Origin of the sequence: Eilatimonas milleporae (assembly GCF_003688555.1) — a bacterium.
GTDB classification, from domain to species: domain Bacteria; phylum Pseudomonadota; class Alphaproteobacteria; order Sphingomonadales; family Kordiimonadaceae; genus Eilatimonas; species Eilatimonas milleporae.
The window spans coordinates 185,582-205,250 of sequence record NZ_REFR01000013.1; the positions used below are offsets into that span (position 1 = coordinate 185,582).

At 61.3% G+C, this 19,669-nt stretch carries 15 protein-coding genes, 1 tRNA gene and 1 pseudogene; 2 read left to right on the forward strand and 15 right to left on the reverse strand.

What is annotated here, in order from left to right; genetic code table 11:
* Positions 1–7 precede the first annotated feature (7 nt).
* Both BXY39_RS13930 and BXY39_RS19360 read right to left on the reverse strand, forming a co-directional pair.
* A complete protein-coding gene (locus BXY39_RS13930) occupies positions 8–1,063 on the reverse strand; it encodes an MvdC/MvdD family ATP grasp protein (RefSeq protein WP_147453587.1) in 1,056 nt (351 codons plus the stop codon).
* 122 nt (positions 1,064–1,185) lie between these two features.
* Entirely contained in the window at positions 1,186–1,338 is a 153-nt protein-coding gene (locus BXY39_RS19360) for a hypothetical protein (RefSeq protein WP_170163845.1), read from the reverse strand.
* 314 nt (positions 1,339–1,652) lie between these two features.
* Here BXY39_RS19360 and BXY39_RS13935 point away from each other — a divergent pair, with 314 nt between their 5' ends.
* On the forward strand, positions 1,653–2,087 hold the full coding sequence (locus BXY39_RS13935) for a cupin domain-containing protein (RefSeq protein ID WP_121939629.1): 435 nt from the start codon (positions 1,653–1,655) through the stop codon (positions 2,085–2,087).
* A 72-nt stretch (positions 2,088–2,159) separates the two neighbouring features.
* Here the strand turns inward: BXY39_RS13935 and BXY39_RS19365 are convergent, their stop codons facing one another.
* The 13 genes and pseudogenes from BXY39_RS19365 to BXY39_RS13985 all read right to left on the reverse strand — a co-directional run bounded on the left by BXY39_RS19365 (position 2,160) and on the right by BXY39_RS13985 (position 19,060).
* Positions 2,160–2,324: a hypothetical protein gene (locus tag BXY39_RS19365; protein WP_170163846.1), complete on the reverse strand. Its 165-nt coding sequence runs from the start codon at positions 2,322–2,324 to the stop codon at positions 2,160–2,162.
* A gap of 16 nt (positions 2,325–2,340) precedes the next feature.
* A complete protein-coding gene (locus BXY39_RS13940) occupies positions 2,341–3,300 on the reverse strand; it encodes an ABC transporter permease (protein WP_121939491.1) in 960 nt (319 codons plus the stop codon).
* An 86-nt stretch (positions 3,301–3,386) separates the two neighbouring features.
* Positions 3,387–4,304, reverse strand: a pseudogene (locus tag BXY39_RS13945) (ABC transporter ATP-binding protein); the annotation flags it as partial.
* Positions 4,301–4,711: a GntR family transcriptional regulator gene (locus tag BXY39_RS13950; protein ID WP_121939493.1), complete on the reverse strand. Its 411-nt coding sequence runs from the start codon at positions 4,709–4,711 to the stop codon at positions 4,301–4,303. The gene BXY39_RS13950 and the pseudogene BXY39_RS13945, both read right to left, overlap by 4 nt.
* A 52-nt stretch (positions 4,712–4,763) precedes the next feature.
* A complete protein-coding gene (locus BXY39_RS19370) occupies positions 4,764–4,919 on the reverse strand; it encodes a hypothetical protein (RefSeq protein ID WP_170163847.1) in 156 nt (51 codons plus the stop codon).
* Between the two features lie 61 nt (positions 4,920–4,980).
* Entirely contained in the window at positions 4,981–5,118 is a 138-nt protein-coding gene (locus BXY39_RS19375) for a hypothetical protein (RefSeq protein ID WP_170163848.1), read from the reverse strand.
* A 750-nt stretch (positions 5,119–5,868) separates the two neighbouring features.
* Entirely contained in the window at positions 5,869–6,669 is an 801-nt protein-coding gene (locus BXY39_RS13955) for a hypothetical protein (protein WP_147453588.1), read from the reverse strand.
* A gap of 46 nt (positions 6,670–6,715) precedes the next feature.
* Positions 6,716–9,193, reverse strand: a complete 2,478-nt coding sequence (locus BXY39_RS13960; RefSeq protein WP_121939495.1) for a hybrid sensor histidine kinase/response regulator — start codon at positions 9,191–9,193, stop codon at positions 6,716–6,718.
* 551 nt (positions 9,194–9,744) lie between these two features.
* Entirely contained in the window at positions 9,745–11,292 is a 1,548-nt protein-coding gene (locus BXY39_RS13965) for a flavin-containing monooxygenase (protein WP_121939496.1), read from the reverse strand.
* A 234-nt stretch (positions 11,293–11,526) separates the two neighbouring features.
* Positions 11,527–11,988, reverse strand: coding sequence for a MaoC family dehydratase (locus BXY39_RS13970; protein WP_121939630.1), 462 nt, complete (start codon positions 11,986–11,988; stop codon positions 11,527–11,529).
* On the reverse strand, positions 11,985–12,410 hold the full coding sequence (locus tag BXY39_RS13975; protein WP_121939497.1) for a hypothetical protein: 426 nt from the start codon (positions 12,408–12,410) through the stop codon (positions 11,985–11,987). The genes BXY39_RS13970 and BXY39_RS13975 overlap by 4 nt, the downstream gene beginning before the upstream one ends.
* A gap of 279 nt (positions 12,411–12,689) precedes the next feature.
* A complete protein-coding gene (locus BXY39_RS13980; protein WP_121939498.1) occupies positions 12,690–17,168 on the reverse strand; it encodes a translocation/assembly module TamB domain-containing protein in 4,479 nt (1,492 codons plus the stop codon).
* Positions 17,168–19,060: an autotransporter assembly complex protein TamA gene (locus BXY39_RS13985; RefSeq protein WP_121939499.1), complete on the reverse strand. Its 1,893-nt coding sequence runs from the start codon at positions 19,058–19,060 to the stop codon at positions 17,168–17,170. Before BXY39_RS13985 ends, BXY39_RS13980 begins: the two co-directional genes overlap by 1 nt.
* A 251-nt stretch (positions 19,061–19,311) precedes the next feature.
* Here BXY39_RS13985 and BXY39_RS13990 point away from each other — a divergent pair.
* A tRNA-Thr gene (locus BXY39_RS13990) sits at positions 19,312–19,387 on the forward strand.
* Positions 19,388–19,669 lie beyond the last annotated feature (282 nt).

The following is a 19,669-nucleotide window of genomic DNA, read 5'->3' on the forward strand; positions in this document are numbered from 1 at the left end:
TCATTTTTCATAAGAAGCTGTTGAAGACCGTGCTTTCATATGCCGCCTTTTCCTCGGCGATACCCGCTTGCAGGCTGCTTTCAAAGTCGGTCATTTTCAGATCCAGGCCAGACCGGTCCAACTTGAATGACGTAACCGTTCCCCCATGCCCGAAAAACTGACACGCATAATCCAGCATCTTCAAATCGGGGCAGGCCTCTTCAAGGAAGAGAAACTGCCCGGCTTCGTTGATTTCCAGAAACATATGCTCACCGGCGGGCGTCACGATAAAGTCGAAGCAGCCGAAGACCAGCGCCATACGCTCCAAGAAAGCAAGGCATTTTTTTGCGACATCTGCGGGCAGTTCATAAGGACTGACGGTAATGCCGTCATTCTGCACTGACCTCCAGTCAAGAACGGCAGAATTATGCCGCTCGATACGAGCGGAGACCAGGTTTCGACCGAAAGCAACGGTGCGAACATCGAAAGCATTCGGCACGCGCGTCTGAATGATCGCCGGGCTTGCCTTCATTGCGTCTTCATCCTCAAAGTCTTTGGCGGAAAAAGACGCCGTGTAAAACATTTTATGGTGATTTTCGTCAGTTTTCCAACGAAGCGGATAGAAACTCTTCATGATGAGGCCGCTGCTATGACGCGCCTCAAACGCCCTGATGGCGTCAATGTCGTTACTGATGATTGTTTCAGGGAAGGCAAGCCCAACCGCTCTCGCCTGCTGCAATTGCACGAGCTTGCTCAACGCGCGATAACGCGCGGCAGGTGGATTGACCCATTCGGAGGCACACTCACCAGCCAGACATAAAGCTTCGTAGAAACTACCCTGTTCTTTTTCGAACAGCTCTCGGCTGCGCGCGTCCGCAAAAGGAAGGTTGGGCGAAAACCTCGACCGGCGATACCAGATACGATCAAAGTCACCGATTTTGAAAGCAGAATCCTTGTTTGAAAGCGTCAGCGAAAGGTCCACAGAAGGGCCGATTTCAGCACTGGCCGGATGGGCAATAAACAATTCACTGGTCATCCAGCTTGTTACACTGTGGCCCAAGGTACGCATGGCCTGAGCCGTCATGATGGCATGTCCATCCTGCGGCGCTGTCAAAACAAGAAATTTTACCATATGGGTCGTTCAAATTGGGAAGCTGTGCCCGGTTAGGGCACAGCTCCAATCACTTGATTATTGATGAAGACAAATCAGACGTCATCCTGAAGGCAGCCGGGAAGGGTTGCCCCCGTCCCCATTCCACCTTGATTCTGTGAACAGCCACCCGTTACTTTTTCCTGCTCTTCAACCTTGAGCTCACGCGCCAGTTCGAACTGAGGCGGCTTTTTTTGCTGCTTTTTCATAATGGAATCTCCCAATTGAACAATGCCAACAACCATGGCAGGTTGATAATAAACCGTGGCCTTAATAAAGCAATCAGAAATATAAAAAATCTCTTTTAAATTGATAATTTGTTGTAACCGTCTTTACGGTTAAAGCCGTCTGGAGCGTGCCGGCCTTGGCTAGCGACCGGCACAGCCGCCCAGCGCAAAAACACCCTTTTGCAAGCCTGTCACGGCCATGCATTGACGGTAACCCTCAAAGTCGGGGGCCTCATGCTGCCCGGCGATAAACGGTTTTTAAAATGCTTTAGAAGGACGGTTCCAAGGCAATGTCCATGACGGCCGATGAAATCATCAGGAAACTGGACCTGACGCCCGACCCCGAGGGCGGCTATTATCGCCGGACCTTCTGCCACGGGGACACCCGGCCGGACGGACGGGGACTGGCGTCGTCCATTTATTATCTCCTGGCGGACGGCCAGCAGTCCCACTGGCATCTTCTGAAAGACTCGACGGAGCTGTGGCACTGGCATAGCGGCAGTCCGTTGCAACACCGTATCTCGGCAGACGGGAGAACCGTGGAAACATCCATTCTCGGCCCCGATATCCTGTTGGGCCAGATGCCGCAGATCATTGTTGCCCCCGGCATCTGGCAACAGGCGACCTCAACCGGCGCCTGGACATTGGTCAGCTGTACGGTCGTGCCGGAGTTCCGCTTTGACAGTTATATACTGGCACCACAGGACTGGCAGCCGGGCAAACCGTTGTAAGAACACTGCATCACAAAAAACGGGCCGCCAGCATGGCAGCCCGTCAAATCTTCGGATAGATCGCGATGCCTGTCAGACGGGCGGCGCGACCTCCTGTGTCGGGCGCGAACCGCCGTGACAGGCATAAGGGCTTTTCCGGGCCTGTCCGGCGTGGCGTAACAGTCCCACAGGGATATCGGAGGCACGGTCCAGACGGGCAAGCTGTTCCAGAATATCGGCCTTTTTCATCGTATTCATCGTCACACCCCTTATCTTATACGGACCGCTTGCGCAGTTCGACCGCACCGGCAAGGAACAGCGCGCCGATCAAAAGACCGACCCAGAAATCCATGTTAGTTAAGGCACCACCAAAGGCTCGGAAATAGCCACCTCCAAACAACAACGTGATAAGATCCCGTGGGCTATCAATATGGATATTTGCAAAAAAGTCGCCCATCCATCCGCCCAGGTGCCTTCCCAGAAAAGACAGAAGATTGCCGGTCTCGAAAAACACTGCCTCCACCACAACCACAACGGTAGGCGGCAGCATTGCATACACAAAAGGCATGCGCGGAGCGTAAGCCGACACCAGCAAAATCCATGCAAATACCGGCAATGCCCATAAGGTGTACAACAGGATAACAACAGCGGCGGTCACCCAACTGGTAACCATCAAGCCCAGCGGCCATAAGGCGCTTATCGGCCCCCCTTGAAGCAATACGATCAATGAAAGCAGGATCGCTGTCAAAAGCTGCATTGCTATCACTGCTCCGAGGAAAAGGAACAATGTCCCCAAAACCGGCACCAACAGCTTCGCCAGAACCTCCTGCCAGTCGCTGACCGGCATGGATTTCCAGAACAGAACAGACCGATCTCGCCGCTCTTCATAAAGAGCACCCAACAGTGAGAAAAACACTACAAAGGGAATAGTTACTGCGGCTGGTCCGGCCATAAGCCAGTACATAGCCGTGATGGCGGCCGGCAATTCGACAGGGTCTCGTTCCTGAGCACGCTCAAGAGCAGACCCCAGATTGTAGATATTTTTCACTTCCATCGAGCCGATCTCGATCACCGAGCCAAACCCGATGGCCATCAGGAAAAACAAGGTCAGCACGCCCCCCAGCAATATGACGGGAAGCCAGAAGTAATAGTTCTTTCCCTCCAGAAATTCGCGCTTCAGGAGGGCGGTGAAGGGACCGGAGAACCGGCCGGTCATAACGGCGGTGTTGTTCATTATTCTTCTCCCGCTTTTCCATGATCGTCTTCGGCAGTAACGCGTGACGCGGCCGGCCCGGCGGTGCCGTACCCCCCTCCGGCTTCCTCGACGGTCGCCACGAAAATATCGGCCAGCCCAAGCCGCCGCACCTCGCCAAGACCGGCCAGCACCTGCCGGTCGGCATCGCGGTAAACACAGACGGTCCGGCCCAGCGAGGACGTGCGGCGGATCGGATTACAGGCCAGGGCTTCGGCTTCCTTTCCGGGCGCGACCTGCAGTTCGGTAAAGCGTTCCGACAAGACGTCCATATCGTCCATCAGGACCACGCGGCCATCCTTGATGAACAGCACGTCGCTCAGGATATGTTCCACTTCCTCCACCTGGTGGGTGGTGATCAAAATGGTGCGCTCTTCGTCGAAATATTCTTCCAGAAGGGATTGGTAAAACTGTTTGCGGAACAGGATATCCAGACCCAGTGTCGGCTCGTCCAGCACCAGGAGACGGGCGTCGATCGCCATGACCACCGCCAGATGAACCTGAACGGTCATCCCCTTGGACAGGGCACGCACCTTCTTGTCCAGGGGTACGCTGGTGCGCCTCAGGAAGTCGAGTGCGATATCACGGTTGAAACGCGGATGGACACCGGCGACATAGTCCAGAACCTCGGACACCCGCATCCACTTCGGCAGGGTCGCCACATCGGCAATAAAGCAGACATCGCGCATCAGCGCGGCACGCTGGCGCAGCGGGTGGCACCCCATGACCGTCAGATCCCCGTCATAGGTACCAAGTCCCAGAATGGCATTCAGCATCGTCGTCTTACCGGCCCCGTTTGCACCGATAACACCGACAATGCGCCCACGCGGGATTGTGATGTCCGTGGGATAAAGCGCGGTAAAACCGCCATAATGCCTGGACAGGCCCTTCGCCTCGATCACCGGTGTGTCGTCGGCAGGCGCATACCCTGACGCTGCAGTATCCGTTCCATAAGCCCTTGCGGCTGTTTCAGGCCCGTTATTCATTGCCCCCTCCCTGATGTATCGCCGTTTTTATGGCCGTTGGCACCCTTTGCGGGTGTCTCAATGTCCGCCACCAGATCGGATGGCGCAAGCCCCAGACGACGAATGGTGTCGACGATACGGGGCCATTCCTCATTCAGGAAGCGGCGGCGTTCCGCCTCCAGCAGATTTTCACGGGCACCGTCGATCACGAACATGCCGAGACCCCGGCGCTTTTCTACCAAACCGTCCATTACCAGCTCCTGATAGGCTTTTGAGGCAGTCAAGGGGTTGATCTGCATGTCGACGGCGACTGAACGAACGGACGGCAGGGCCTGCCCTTCTCCCAGCGTTCCGTCCATAATGGCGGCCACCACCTTGTCCCTCAATTGCCGGTAGATCGGCTGATCGTCCGTCCATTCCGGCGTCATGGCATTTTCCTCTTTCTCAAGCGCGTTCTTTGCGCGGAATGTTCGGGGTCTCTTAGGCGGCCGCCTTCATGGATGCTGCGGCAAAATCGGTCAGGGTCTCGGCATGCAGCATATCTGCGGTCTGGCGGGCCAGGTCACCGGCCCGGCGACGGGCCCGGCGGTAGGCTTGCTTGGCATGGTATTTGGCGCGTTGGCTGCGGGTGGTCATCGGTCTTCTCCTCGGTCTGTCGCTGTCTGGTTTGTTTTTATCTTGGATCTATATGTGCGGCTCAGGCGGCCAGGGCGATGATCCCTGCGGCAAAGCCGGTCTGATCGTTCTGGCCATCCTGGCGGGCCAAGTCACCTGTCCGGCGGCGCGCCCGGCGATGGGCCTGTTTGGCATGGTATTTGGCGCGTTGGCTGCTCATGATCTTTATCCTTCTCTTCGCTGTCTTGTCTGTTTTGTCGTTATCGCGGGAAATAAAAAGGGCCGGCTGCCTCAGGCTGTTCTTGAATTATCACCGGCCCCTGTTCGTTTCCCCATTCACTCGCTGTCCGTTTTCAGGTCGGGTCTCCGGGTGATCGGTCACCTCTTCTCGACCCTGCTCGCTGTCATGACCCGGTTCGCTGTTTCTTTTTTTTGAGGGCGTTTCCGGTCTTGCCGCCGGCTGTTTGTCCTCGCTGTCGTCACCCGGGTCGGGCTTACCGGCGCTGTGTTTGTCTGTGTTATTGCGCCGGTGTATTAGTTATGTAGTACACTAGATGAGCAGACGCAAGCGCTTTCTTGTAATTCCGCGCAAGAAAAATCACAACCAATTGATTTTAAAGGGTTTTAATTTTAGAACCTGATCATATTCAGACTGCGTAGGTGTGTTAGGCAGTGTATTACACCCGGTAAAACACTATTATGCGGCCCGATCTCCAACAGGGATTCGCGCCTGCGCCTGTAATTCACCACACTGAAGAAGCATTACCATCGCGCTGAGCGCATGGCCGCATTCCCTGCAAAACCTTTGCGGTCGAGCGGCAGGGCATCTTTTCGGGTAAAAGGGCTGAACACGTTGGCGGTGCCTGCGGCGTACTTCTGGAAGCCGCACACACTGTCCCGGCAGGACAGGCTATAAATACCCGACCAGCACCACAGGCTTCGGCAAAAGGTCATGCATGGCCAGACACGGTCAATATTCGTAGATGATGTTCATCAGAAGACGGAAATCATCGGCCTCGCCCTGCACACCGATGGCCGCACCGACACCGATTTCCCAGCCGGATCCGAAGATATGTGTCAGGCCGGGGGTCAGAAACTGTTCTTCCTCGCTCCAGTTCCACTCAACCGACATGACGGTCCCGCCAAGCGGCATGATCATGCCGAGATTGAGAAACGGCTCGGTCTCGGCATTGCTCAGTTCAACGCCGCCATTGGCGGTCAGGTGCAGCCCGCCCAGTTCCTTAAAATCGGCGGCCAGGGTGGCATAGGGCGCGAAGCTGGCGCGGCTTTCCCCTTCATCGCCGCTGCCTGCGCCATCTTCGCCCTCCCCCGGAAGTATCAGCTGATCGCGGTGCACGGCGACCTCGAACTCACCGCCCAGGGCCGCGTGCATGTCACGGCCGCCGATATTCATCAGGGTATATTGCAGGCCGGCGCCAAACACCCCTTCCGCACCGTCCGGCACCCGGTCCAGCCGGTCGAAGGCGCGCCCTTCCTCCCATGCCAGTTCCACCTGCAGCCTGTCACTGATGCCATATTCAAATGACACGGGCAGCCCAAGCCCCCGCGCGTCGGGGTTTTGCGCGAAACTGGGCGCGAAGGTCCACTGGATTTCGCCCTTGGCCTGCGGATAGATGACGGTGGACTGAAACAGCTCGTTCAGCAACTGTCCGCTGTCCTCATCCGTGTCATCGTCATCCGCGCGAACCTGTGACGGCAAAGCGGCCTGAAAAGCCAGGACAACAGACAGTATCCATATTTTTCTGATCATGATCGGCATTCCGCTATGGTCCCGAAACCTGTGTGCAACAGAACACTTACTGGCGTTTGGGGTCGGCCCATTTTTTGTAAAGGGTTTCCATGTCGACAAAACTGATCGGCTTGGAGATATAGTCATCCATTCCGCTGTCGAGGCATCGCTTCCTGTCTTCCGCCATGGCATAGGCCGTCATGCCGATGATGACCGGACTGGATGTTTTGGTTTTCAGATCCCGGATCGCTTTGGTCGCGTCGAACCCGTTCATCACCGGCATACTGACGTCCATCAGAATAATGTCGGGCTTTTTGGCCTTGAAAAAATTGAGCGCCTCGAGGCCGTTGATCGCGACAATATGTTTCTGTCCGAGCAGGGACAGCATTTCGCTGGCCACCATGCGGTTCACTTCATTGTCGTCAACCAGCAGGGTCAACGGCCCGTCGTCAGCCGCTGTGGACGTGGGCGGCCCGGCAGGTGTGCCGTTGAGCGCAGGAGAAACCGCCGGGTCCGCCTGCCGGTCGGGACCGTCCGGTTTTTCCGTAGACAGGGCGGCCGCATCCTGTATGGCGTTAAACAATGACGTGCGCGAAATCGGGCGGTGCAGAACCTCGACCCGCTTCATGGACTGCCAGAAATGGCCTTCTCCCTGTAAATCGGGCGCTTTCAGGATGATAATATGACAGCCGTTCTCCTGTAGCGTCTCGATTTCCTTGACAAAAGCCTGGCCGGCAATTTTCAGAACGGCCTCGGATGCGACGAGAAACCTGCGACCTGTTCCGCCCGGTTTCCAGTCCAGAAGCGTGCCCAGACAGTCATCCACGTCCAAATGCGCGGTAACGGACAGGCCCCAGTTTTTCAAATAGTCCACGATCACACCGCAGGCGACCGCGCTGTTATCGATGACAAGACAGTGTGCGCCCCGCAGTTCGGCCGGCAGCCGACAGTTCACAGTGTCAGGGCTTGTGACAGGCAGGTCCAAATGCACCGAAAAGCGGGCTCCCATGCCGACCTCGCTGTCCACCTCTATGCTGCCGCCCATAAGCTCGACCAGGTGCTTGCATATGGACAGGCCAAGGCCCGCGCCTTCTTTCACGCTCCTGTCGCCGTCATCAATCTGGGTAAACCGGTCGAACAGGGTGGGCAGCGCGGCACTCGGAATACCCCGGCCGGTATCGCTCACCGAAATGGTTGCCGCCAGAAGACCGTCGCGCGCGTCGCCGGACAGTTCCACAAGAACATGGCCATAGTCGGTAAATTTCAGGGCATTGCCCACAAGATTGGTGATGATCTGACGCAACCGGCCGGGGTCGACCGCAACCCCCTTGGGCAGTCCGGGCTGTATTTTCGTCACAAGTTCGACGATGTTGGCGTTATCCCGCTGAAACGACAATACGGTCACGGTCTCTTCCAGCAGATCGGCGATATCCGCTTCCTCGGGGTGGAGGTCTATTTTCCGCGCCTCTATCCGGGAAAAGTCCAGAATATCATTGATGATCTGCAGCAGGGACGTCCCTGAATTGGACAGCATGCGAATCAGGTGCCGCTGTCCAGACGTCAGCTTGCTGCGGTCCAGCAACTGGGCCACGCCGAGAATGCCGTTGATCGGCGTCCTGATCTCATGGCTCATATTGGCGAGAAAGTTCGACTTGGCGCGGTCGGCGCTTTGGGCCTTGACCACCTGATCTTCCAGGTCGACTTGCGCGCGCACCAGTTTGTGGCGCATGGGCTGATAAATCAGCAAAACATTGAAGCCCTTGACGGCCAGAATAGCGATCCCGGCCGCGAAAAAGATGATCTGCAATGTCACAAGGGCATCCTGACGCGCATCGGCCAGAATATTCGTCGCGGTGTCGAGAGACGGCAGCAGGCGTTCCGTCGTCAGATGCCAGATCCGGTTGCTGACGGCCAGATCGCGGGCATCCGGCTCCGCACCCAAATTTGAGAGCTGAGCGGCCAGTGTCAGCAGTTCAAAATTCAGCGCTTCGATCTGGCCGGTGGATGCCTCTGTATCCGGGATACGCTCCTGCTCGCCAGGTGCTTTCGTTTCGGGCTCTTCGTCGCTGTCATCTTCCCAGATGTCTTCCAGACTCTCAGGGAACTCCAGGGCCACCTCGGCACGCAGCCTTTCCAATGCGGCCGACTTCGGCGAGCGGACAAGCTGAAACAGCCAGGGACTTTCCTCCCGCAAGGCCGCGACCCTTTGTTCGTCCCAGCCGTCCGGATCGCTTGCGGCAATTTCATTGAACTGGCTGGCAAATACGATCAGCGACGTCCGCAGGGTCTGTACGGCCTGCATACGCTGTGTCTGCGACGATGAAAAGGCCACCTGGTACGCCTGCACATTGACGACACTGACCGTATCGCGCAATTGATGGATCGCCAGATCGTACCAGGCACGGTTTTTCATCTGGCCCAGTTGAAAAAAGATCGCCGCGCCGCCAAGGATCACCGTCAAAGCAATGGTGGCCGCTGCAAATCGAATACGCGTGTTAAAAAATGCACCGGAGAATTTTGAAGTTATTCTCGCATTTTTCGTCATTACCGCATTATCCTAGAACAGCTCCATTTCTGATAGAGCTTTAAACACAACAGAAGAAAACAAATTAAAATCGCATCAGTGCAATTTTAGTAATTTTTTTCTTTCACAACCACTCAAACGAGGAGGGCTTCTGTTATGTTTTTGTATCGTCATAAAAAGTGAATATATGTTCAAAAGATATTGAACACGTGAAATCCTGTGGTTTCTTTTGCGTTTTGCACTATATGGAATGACTCCCAAGGCTACGGCATGGTGGCAACGTCCATAGCGGCCACAACAGGCCTGCTCCATGAGATACATATCTCCACAAGACAAACACCCCTGGGCTGAATTGCCTTGTCACAGAGGACGTGCCGAAGAATACACATGCACCGGCCGGGACACAGTCGGTAGCCATGCATGTCCGGTCAGGATACACCGCAGCAGACGGGGAAAGCATTGCGGACCATGACCTGTCACCGCTGAAAAGAGGCCCAATGGCACGCGCAGCCTGCAAGACGGGCCCATACCCCTGACATTTAAAACAAAAGCACGGATCAGGCCGAACCAACTCAGGACGGACCAGCGGCAACACGCCCCGCTTGATCCAGAGCAAAGGCCTGTATCTGGAAGCGTTCGGCGGCACCGATCAAAATACGGCGGGCGATCGCGGGCTTGGCACCGGGGCCGGCCAAACGGTACTGGGCCGGTAGGACGGGACCGTCCGTGACACATGCATGCAGCGGGTCACCGCGATCAAGGGCGGGCAGGACACCGAGGGCGCCGGCGATGGAATCCGCCAGGGCGACATAATCGCCGTGGGCAAATTGCGGTCGCGGCTTCCGCTCCCGGATGCCGCGTTCATACTGAATATTCTTGCGCGCCCTGCTGTCCGCGGGATGCGGCCTTTGGCCTGAAAAGACGGCGGCAATCCAGCGGGCCTGCAATTCCATCACACCAAAGAAAGGACTGCGATAAAACCCCACGAACCCCAGCCCCGGAAGGTCTGGGTGAAAGGTGCAACGGTCCAGAAGCAGCGGCTGCAATATGTCATCCGGATCATGGGCCAGAACATCCCGGACACGCTTGGAAAGACTGTCCAGCCGGCACTGAAGCCCTGTGCATAAAATCACCCTGTCGGCCGCGATATGGTCACCGGTTTCCAGCGCCAACCCCGTCAGCGGGACGGGTCTGTCCTCGGGGCACAGCCGGCCCGCCCGGCCGCGCCGCACAGTGATCGCCCCCGTCCTGACATGGTCGAGATACGTGTCCGAGAAGGTGACGAAAGGCGGCATCATGGCCATGACATCGATACGCAACGCATCGTCCGCATCGCCGGGATTGCCCGCCACGCGCTCGAACAGCGCATGGGTCTGCCGCAGCCTGTCAAGGGGCGTGGGCGCCTGACGGAAATTGTCCCGCCGGTACAGGATCATGTCATAGGGCGTCCTGGCCCCATCCTCGGACAGGGTGAAAAAACGCGGCACAACCCAGCAGGACCGGTTGACCACATGCACCACATCGACACCGGCCCCGGCAAGGGTTGCGGCGATTTCATACCCGGAAAAAGACGCCCCCACCACGGCCACCTTCTGACCGCGAAAACCATCCGCCGTGCGGAAGTCACGGCTGTGCAGGCAGCCGGACCGCGCCGGGTCCATGCCCGGAATACCGGGATAAACCGGGTGTGAGAAAACGCCCGTCGCCATGACCACATGGTCGAAACAGGCCGTGTCTTCGCGCCCGTCGCGGCGCCAGTGCACCCGCCAGCCGGCTTTCTCGCGGGCGATGCTGGTGACGGTGCAGCCGAACAGGATGTTTTTCGTCACGTCGAAGGACGCCGCATAGGCCGTCAGATAGGCTTCGACATCCTCCTTGACGGGGAAGTCCGGCACATCCGCCGGCCAGGCAAAATCGGAAAACGCACAAATATGTCTGGACAGATTGGTCCGCATTCGCGGCCACGCCGCCCCGTCCGGCGTGCGCCATACACCGCCCGGGCGGTTCGCCGCTTCAAAAACCACCGGCCGCTGGCCGGCCTCCGCCAGTTCCTTCGCGGCCACAAGACCGCCCGGCCCGGCCCCGATCACCGCCACCTGTCCAGTGCCGGAGACATCCATGATGTATTCCTTCAGTGATCCTGACCTTCAGGGATTTTGGCCTTCAGCGATTTTGGCCTACGGATTTTAGCCTTCAGCACATTGACCCCGGGCCGGGCCCGACCGGCAGCGGCAGGCCGCGATCCGGGGACACCCCCGGATCGCGGTTCAGGGCGTATGGTCCAAAATCATGGTCCTGGAACCATGGCCGGACATATGGGACGGGCCTCGCGAAACACAGGCACGAGACACGGCTCACCGGTAAAACACACCCAGACAGTCACAGATCATCGCGGGCTTTTCACTGCCTTCCACCTCAACCCGGTATTCCGTGGTCAGAAGAAGACTGCCGTCGTCACGGGCGTCCACCTTTTTCAGGGTTGTGCGGCACCGCACCCGCGCGCCCGCCAGAACGGGCGCCGGAAACCGGATATGCTCATAGCCGTAATTCACGCACATGGACGCATCCTCGGGCAGCGCACCGGTGTCCTTGGCAAATTTCACCGTCAGCCCCAGCGCCAGCAGGCCGTGCGCGACCGGCCCGCCAAAGGGGCCCGCGTCCGCCTGACTGCCGGCCTGATGGATCCACTGATGATCCTCCGTCGCATCGGCAAAGGCATCGATACGCCCCTGGTCGATGACCATCCACTCGGACAGGCCAAGCTCCTTGCCGACAAACTTGGGCGCGTTGTCCAGGGTGTATGCCAGACCGCTCATGACGGGAACAGCCACGAACCGGTGACGCGCTTGGCCGATCCGGTACCCTTTTCCGGTCCAAGACAGTCATAGCCATTGACGGTAAAGGTCATGCTGTCCCCGTCCAGCGTGTAGACATTTCTGTAATAGCCGGGGCATGACGGCGTCGTGTTGGTCCAGTCCATGACCACCTTGCCGTCGACGACCTTTCCGGTTCCGGTGCCGTAAACACCTGTTCCGGTTGCATAAGTGCCGGTGACCGTGCCATCTTCGGCCTGATAAAAGACGGCGGTGAATTTCACCGGGCCCGACACCTGTGTCACGGTGTAGGTTCCCCTCCATTCCCCGGAAATATTGACATCCGCGTGATCGGCGGCGTCCGCCGCCCAGAATGCCATACCAAGCGTCACGATGAAAATGGCGTGAATTGCGCGCTTTAACATCTGTTCCCCCTCAAAATCTGAAATACGAAAGTGCAGGGATATGTATATTTATAATTGAATATTTTACAATATAAATCTCTCATTAAGGGTATAATAAAGCCATAAATGCTGCTTTTGCGCGTGCCGTGACCGACACGGAAGTCGGCACAGTCCCCCCCTCATTCATTCCTGTTGCGTGACGGATTTGGGCCAACCGGCGCGGGCGCGGCGGCGGACAGGCGTAAAAGGGACGGCGCCTGGTATCGTACGGGCGCCACAAGACCGCCGCCGAAGGCGCGCTCAATACACCCAGCGCCAGCGGATACGGAAATTATTGTCGAAAAAGGTACCGAGCCGGGTGGCCAGGGACAGATTTTTGGTCAGATCCACCTCGATCCCGCCGGTCGCCTGCCCGGCCGCCGTGGTGCTGACCTCGACATAGATATTGTTGGTCAGATATTTCCCGCCGACAAGGGCGTTGTCCGCGTCGCCGCCCTGCACCCTGTCCACCGACAGACGGTCGAGACCGAGCCGGCGGCGCGTCCTGTCGAAGACGCTGGTCCCCCCCGTCGCCAGGGCCGACAGCGACGACGCCAGCTGCACCGCCTCCACCGCCGACAGTTCCGCGACGGATGTCCCGAACAGGATGCGGGACAGGATTTCATCCTCCGGCAGGCTTGGTTCGGATATCAGGCGGATATCGGGCCGGCTGGCACGCCCGCTCACCAGAATGGCGGCGGCAATGGCGCGCCCGGCATAATCGGCGCGGATGTCAAGACGGGGGTCGACCTCCTCACCGCCGTCAAAGGCCAGTGTCCCCTGCGTCAGGGTGAACTGCCGCCCGGCGAAATCGAACCGGCCGCGCACCAGGGACGCGGTGCCGGCGATGACCGGTGCCTCCGACGTGCCGGTTACGCTGAGCGCCCCGCGCCACTCGGCATCCAGGCCCCGGCCGCGCGTGAACAGACGGTTGGGGATGTCGACCGTCAGATCCAGCCGCAGCGGGTCCAGCCGCGCCGCGCCGCCCGCACCGTTGCCGCCGCCATTGCCGGCATCGTCGGGGGCGTTGATTTCGGTCACCTCGATCTGCACAAAGGACGTGTCCTCGCCGGAGTCGATCTTCACATCCAGCGCGTCCACCGTGACGGACCCGCGCAGGCTGGACAGGCCGTCCCTGCGGGTGAACCCGATCCGCGCCGAGGCCGCCGCCGCGATATCCGGGCGGCGCAGCACGGTCATTTCCGACAGGTCCGCCGTCATATCAACGACCGGGTCCTGCGTCTGATCGTCCAGGGCGATGTATCCCGCCGCCCGCACCGTGCCGCTGCCCCCATCGGTCGCGGTCAGACTGTCCACCGCGAGGCCCTGCCCCGTGAACCGCCCTGCAAGGGCGAGATCCTCCAGCACCAGTCCGGCCGGCAGCAGTTCATAACGCCCGTCCGTCAGGTTCAGGTGACCGTTGACCGTGGGCGCGGCAATGGTCCCGCCCACCCGCACATCCAGATCCGCGAGCCCCGTGGCGACATGGTCCGTCAATCGCAGCAGCCCTCCTAAGGGCGCCAGATCGCCGGACGCCCGCAGCCGCGCCCGCACCGGCATGCCCACGGGAACATCCACCGTCCCATCGGCCAGATTCAGGGCAAGAGGCACATCGGCCGTCAGGGACAGGCCCAAATGACCTTCACCTCCATTCAGAGTATCCCTGTTCGGACTGTCGTCATTCAGGCGGCCCCCATTCGCCCCCTTTTGGTCGGAGCCGTCTTCATCCCCCGTTCCCCCGGACAGCAGCAGGCGCCCACCGGCCAATGTCCCGTCAAGCGTCAGGGACAGGCTCTCCTGCGACGCACCCGCCCCGGTCAGGCGCAGATCCCGCAGCGCCAGACTGACGGCACCCTCGGGGGCGTCGAGCGGACCGGTCAGCGACACTGTGCCGCTGGCCCGTCCACGCAAAAGACCGGCATCGGGCACGAAAGGCGTCACATCGGCAAGGTCGAGCCCATCCACCCGCAGGCTGGCGGCAACACCGGACGGGCCGGTCTCAAGGCGGCCGTCAATGCGTCCGTCCCCCACCGACAGGCTGAAGGGTGCCACCGCGCCATAACCGCCGCCATAGATGATGGTGACCGGCTCGGCCATACGGAACATGCTGTCCCCGGCCCGCCCGGCCAGCGCCAGCGACACCGCGACACCGTCGCCGCCCGTCACAGAAGCGCTGCCGTCCGCTGTCAGATCAAAATCCTCCCGGTAGCGGCCGTTGGCCGACAGGGTGAAAGCGGTCGCCCCGTCCCGGGTTGTCGTCCCGGCCTCCAGCCGTGTCAGCAGCAGGTCTGCCACACGCACCCTGTCCCCCGACAGGGTGATATCGGCCCCCATACCCGCCCCCGCACCGTCACCGCCCCAGCGGATGGTGCCGGCGACGTCCGCCGCGTCCACCGAGACGCCGGGCCCAGAGGGGGGCGCGGCATGAAAATCCCGCGCCGTGGCCGTGACACGGGCCTCCTGCACCGGGCCGGATACGGTTTGCCGGCCCGCGACAGTGACCAGTGCCGAGAGCGTACCGTCCAAAACCCCGCCCCGGAAACCGCCTTGTTCCCGCTGCCGGTCCGGGAGGGTTTCAACCGCGATCCGGCCGCCCAGCAAGCCCCCGGTGCCGATGGTCAGTCCTCCATCCAGGGCCAGCGATGCCACACGCGCCGACAGGCCGTCCAGGATCACATCCCCCGCCCCCATGCTGACCCGCACCCCTGCGGCCAGCGGGCCGAAATCGGTACCGGCGGCCAGACGGACCGGCACCGCACGCAAATCGGTCAGATCGGGGGCGTCCAGTGTCAGGGCAATCTCCCGCAGGGCCACCTGTTCGATCCGCAACAGGTCCAGCGACGCCCGCGCCGTCAGGCCGGGACGCGCGAACGGTCCGGTCACACGGCCGTCAACGCGCAAGGCCGCCAGGCCGGACAGAAAGGGCTGGTCCAGAAGGCCGGCAAAATCATCCGCCACAAGGTTGTAGTCCAGGGCCAGCCCCGCCCGGCGGTCCACCCGGCCCGCCACATCGAACCGGACGCCCTGCCCCTCGAGACGGACGCTATCCAGCGTGGCCGCACCGTCAGGGGCAATGCGGGCTGCCGCCGTCAGCCGCGGCGCCGGACCGGCCGCGCGCCGCACGATGGCCGGCAGACCGTCGCCGGACAGACCGGCCGCGTCCGCCTGCACGGTCATCTCCAGTGCCGCCCCGGCCACCGCCCGCCGCACCCGGATTTCGCCGCGCACATCGCCGTCAAGCGGACGGTTCAGCCATGCGGACCCGAGACCGAGATCGAACCGGGTCACATCCACACCCGCCTCAAGGGCGCCGTCGCCGCGCCGCCACCATCCATGGCCGGTCACCGCCAGACCGGCACCTGCCAGAGCGTCGCTTGCTAGGCCGTCGCTTGCCAGACTGGCGTTTGTCAGACTGTCATTTGTCAGACTGGCGCTGTGCAGCGTGACGCGGTCTTCCGTCATGCCCACCGCAATCGCGCCGTTCAGCGAGCCAAGCGGCACGCCGCCATAGGCGGCATCGGCGATACGGATATCCGCCTCCACACCAGGACTGCGCGCGGTACCCGACAGGCGTGCGCGCGCTGTCGCGGCACCGGTGGAAAAGGACGCCCCCGCCAGATCGGTCACAACAGCCGGCAACGTCACCGTCACCTCCGCCCCGTCAAGGGCCAGCGGGGCGGCCAGGTCCACACCGTGACGGATGTGAAGACCGCGGCCGGCGTCGTCCACGGCGATGGTGAGCAAACCGTCGATACCATTCGCCGGTGCGTCTCCGTCGTGCCCGCGCCAGTCGACACTGATCCGCTGGCGGGCACTTTGCAGCACGCCGCGCAGGGCCGGATGCACCCTTTGCAGCGTCACCGTGCCGTCAAGGGCGGCGCCGTCCCGTCGCCCCGACAGATCGCCGGACAATACAGCATCCCCTGCCACATCAAGGCGGACATGACCGCGCCAGTCGTCCAGCGGACCGTCCACCGCCAGCCCCATGTCGAGCACCGGCAGATCCATACCGGCCAGATGGGCGGCCAGATGGGCGGCCAGACTGTTCGGCCCGGTCCCGGCGTCCATATCGGCGCGCACGCGGCCCGTGCCGGCGTCAAGCACCAGACGTACCGACACCCTGTCGGTATAGGGCACTGCGGCCGCGCCTTCGACGGTCAGGACCAGTCCCGTCTGCGCCCGGCCGTCCAGCATGGCGGACACCGACCCCTCCGCCTGGACCGCATCGAAAACAAGCCTGTCGATCACCAGCGCGGGGATATGGGGGGCAAAGGGCAGGTCCGTCAGCATGGACCCATCAATCGGCGTCTCTTCGGCCTCACCCGCTGTGCTGTTCGCTCCGTCTTCATCGCCCTGACCGTCGGGCAGGCGGAACACCGTTGCCGTGGCAACGGACAGCTCCCTGACCGACAGGACACCGGACAAAAGGGCGGCGGGCCTCCAGTCCAGCACGACCTGCTCCAGACGTAAGACCGGCTGGTCCTGGCTGTGAAGGGTCGCCCGGTCCAGCGTCAGCCGGCCCAAAAGCGACCCGGACGCCGCTTCGAACCGCCATTCCAGGCCGTCGCCGGACAGGCGCGCGGCCGCCAGCGCCAGCGCCCCGTCCCGCGTCCAGGGCATGGCCAGCGCGGACAGGGCCAGTACCGCCAGAACGGCCAGCGCGCCGCTGCCGGCCAGCAGCCGCTTCAGCCATGCGGTGGCCCGTCTGCCCGGCACGCTCCTTTTACGCCGCACCGCCATCAGAATGCCTGCCCTATGCCGATATAAACCTGCACCGCCGGATCGCCGCCCGCCGGGTCCAACGGGGTGGCGATGTCGAACCGCAGCGGTCCGAAACTGGTATAATAGCGCAGGCCCAGACCCGCCCCCCAGCGAAAGCCGCTCAGCCGCGGCGAGGCCGTGTCATAAACATTGCCGCCCTCGACAAAGGGCACGACCCCGACCGTATCCGACAGACGCCAGCGCAACTCCGCGCCGACTTCCAGAATGGACCGGCCGCCGCGCGGGGTGCCGTCGTCGCTGACCGGGCCGACCTCCTGAAAATTGAACCCCCGGATCGACCCGCCACCGCCGCCGAAAAACCGACGGTTGGCCGGGATCTCGTTTGTCTCGGCACCATATGTCGCACCGGCACGGGCCCTGAGCGCCACGGTCAGCGGCAGGCAGTCGGCGGGGGTGTAATAGGCGCTGGCCGTCATCTGCGCCCGATAAAATGTGGTGCTGTCGGTATCCCGGGCGATAAACGGCGTCGCCTTCACGCCGAGCCGCCAGCCCTTTTCCGGGTTGAGCAGATCGTCCGCCGTGTCCCACATGACCGACAGCGGCAGGGCCAGCAGTTCAAAGGACTGATCGCTTTCGCTGTCGCGGATGTCGTTGATATCCACCTCCAGCGCCACGGCGCCGGTCAGATCGCGGCCGATGGGCCGCTCCAGCCCTGCGCGCAGTTCCACACCCTCGGCGGTGAAGGCATCGGTGTCGTCACGGTTCAGACTGACCGTGGTGAAAAATATCTGGCCGAAGCGTTGAAAGTGCGGCAGCCGCAAGGCCGCCGTCACGCTCTGGCGGATTTCCGCCCCGCGCGCGGTCAGCGTCAGGGTCTCGCCGCGGCCGCGCCAGTTGCTGTGCTCCCACACCACATCGCCGCCGATCCCCTCGCTGGTGGCGAAGCCGGCGCTCAGCGACAGGGACCGGTGGCGCGTTTCCTCAAGGCGGGCCAGCAGCACCGGCGGGCCGTCCGCCGGTGGTTCCATGCTCACCGCGACCAGCCGGAACAGCCCGGTGCGCGACAGCCGCCGTTCGAACAGGTCCACCTTGTCCTGATCATATATCTCGCCGTCGCGCCAGGGGATCAGCCTGTCCAGATAGGATGCGCGTACACTGACCAGCCCGTCATAGCGCGGCCGGCCCAGCGTTACGGCCGCGCCCGGCTCGACCCGCAAGCGCACACTGGCGGTTTCCGTCGCATGGTCCACCACCACGTCCCGCACGCCCATGCGTGCATGCGGGAAGCCGTTGCGCATCAACACCCGCGGCACGCGCGCCTCGGCGGCGACAATGTCGCCGGCACGCGCCGGCATGCCGGCGGCAAGGCGCAGCCCGTCCAGGACCCGGTCCTGCACGGTGACATCCACGGTGCCGTCATAGGCCAGCGTGACATCGGCAATACGGTACACCGATCCGGGATCGACCGTGAACACCACCTGCCCCGGATGCCGCCCTGTTCCGGCCTGCACCGAGACGCTGGCCCTGTAATATCCCTCCGACCGCAGAAACCGGACAAACATGTCCCGGTCCCCCTCGGCGCGCAGGCTCAGCGCCGACCGGGAGACCACCGGCTCGCCGTCATCGCCCGACAGCGCCGACAGCGACAGAAGACGCGCCCGCAGCCCGTTCGGCAGGGTGCCGGCCAGAATGACCTCGATCCCGCCATCGTCCGCCCGCACCGGCACCGCCCACATCAGCAGCACCGCCACCAGCACCGGCAAAAGCAGCAGCACCGCCACACAGGCCGCCGGCACCGCAGGGCGGTACAGTCCCGTGGCGGCGCCTGCGGCAGGTGCCATGGACGGCCGGGACGGCGCAAACGGCCGGCGCCCGGTCCTGGCGAGAAAAAGGGGAATGCGTGCGGTCATGAAAAAGCGGTGGCCTCGATCCAATAACGGACCTCATCATACGGCAAATTCCGGCGAAATCATGCCCGGCCGGCCCCCGGTCCGACGGTCGGCATATCCCGAACGCCCCCCGGACGGCAACCGGCAAATACCGCGACCGGCCACGTGCATTTCCCCTTGCGGACCGCCGGGTCTTAAGGGTAAGAACGGCCCGCACACCGTGGCCACGGGCACGGACACCCTGTCGCGTCCCCGCCCCACGCCGTTGCCATGCCGGTATAGCTCAGTTGGTAGAGCAACTGATTTGTAATCAGTAGGTCCCGGGTTCAAATCCTGGTGCCGGCACCATTCGCCCCTCTGGCTCGACCTTAAAAAATTCCTTAAAATACTGCTTTTATTGAATTTTTTAGGAAACCCTCCATACGCGCCCATCAGAATTCCGCCGGTACGGCCAGGCGTATTTATGACCCCGCGATGCCCTCACGCGCACTGACCCCAACATACTACCGGCACCGCAGTAAACCGCACCTACCACCGGTTTTGGGGTACAACACCCTGCCGGCACGGCAAACAGCCACTCCAATAAAAGCAACGGAAATATGTATGCATCATGCATATTTCCAGCCCGCC

Coding starts and splice junctions, on each gene's coding strand:
- BXY39_RS13930 (WP_147453587.1), bottom strand. CDS start 1,063: ATGACGGCTCAGGCCATGCGTACCTTGGGCCACAGTGTAACAAGCTGG.
- BXY39_RS19360 (WP_170163845.1), bottom strand. CDS start 1,338: ATGAAAAAGCAGCAAAAAAAGCCGCCTCAGTTCGAACTGGCGCGTGAG.
- BXY39_RS13935 (WP_121939629.1), top strand. CDS start 1,653: ATGACGGCCGATGAAATCATCAGGAAACTGGACCTGACGCCCGACCCC.
- BXY39_RS19365 (WP_170163846.1), bottom strand. CDS start 2,324: ATGAATACGATGAAAAAGGCCGATATTCTGGAACAGCTTGCCCGTCTG.
- BXY39_RS13940 (WP_121939491.1), bottom strand. CDS start 3,300: ATGAACAACACCGCCGTTATGACCGGCCGGTTCTCCGGTCCCTTCACC.
- BXY39_RS13950 (WP_121939493.1), bottom strand. CDS start 4,711: ATGACGCCGGAATGGACGGACGATCAGCCGATCTACCGGCAATTGAGG.
- BXY39_RS19370 (WP_170163847.1), bottom strand. CDS start 4,919: ATGACCACCCGCAGCCAACGCGCCAAATACCATGCCAAGCAAGCCTAC.
- BXY39_RS19375 (WP_170163848.1), bottom strand. CDS start 5,118: ATGAGCAGCCAACGCGCCAAATACCATGCCAAACAGGCCCATCGCCGG.
- BXY39_RS13955 (WP_147453588.1), bottom strand. CDS start 6,669: ATGATCAGAAAAATATGGATACTGTCTGTTGTCCTGGCTTTTCAGGCC.
- BXY39_RS13960 (WP_121939495.1), bottom strand. CDS start 9,193: ATGACGAAAAATGCGAGAATAACTTCAAAATTCTCCGGTGCATTTTTT.
- BXY39_RS13965 (WP_121939496.1), bottom strand. CDS start 11,292: ATGGATGTCTCCGGCACTGGACAGGTGGCGGTGATCGGGGCCGGGCCG.
- BXY39_RS13970 (WP_121939630.1), bottom strand. CDS start 11,988: ATGAGCGGTCTGGCATACACCCTGGACAACGCGCCCAAGTTTGTCGGC.
- BXY39_RS13975 (WP_121939497.1), bottom strand. CDS start 12,410: ATGTTAAAGCGCGCAATTCACGCCATTTTCATCGTGACGCTTGGTATG.
- BXY39_RS13980 (WP_121939498.1), bottom strand. CDS start 17,168: ATGGCGGTGCGGCGTAAAAGGAGCGTGCCGGGCAGACGGGCCACCGCA.
- BXY39_RS13985 (WP_121939499.1), bottom strand. CDS start 19,060: ATGACCGCACGCATTCCCCTTTTTCTCGCCAGGACCGGGCGCCGGCCG.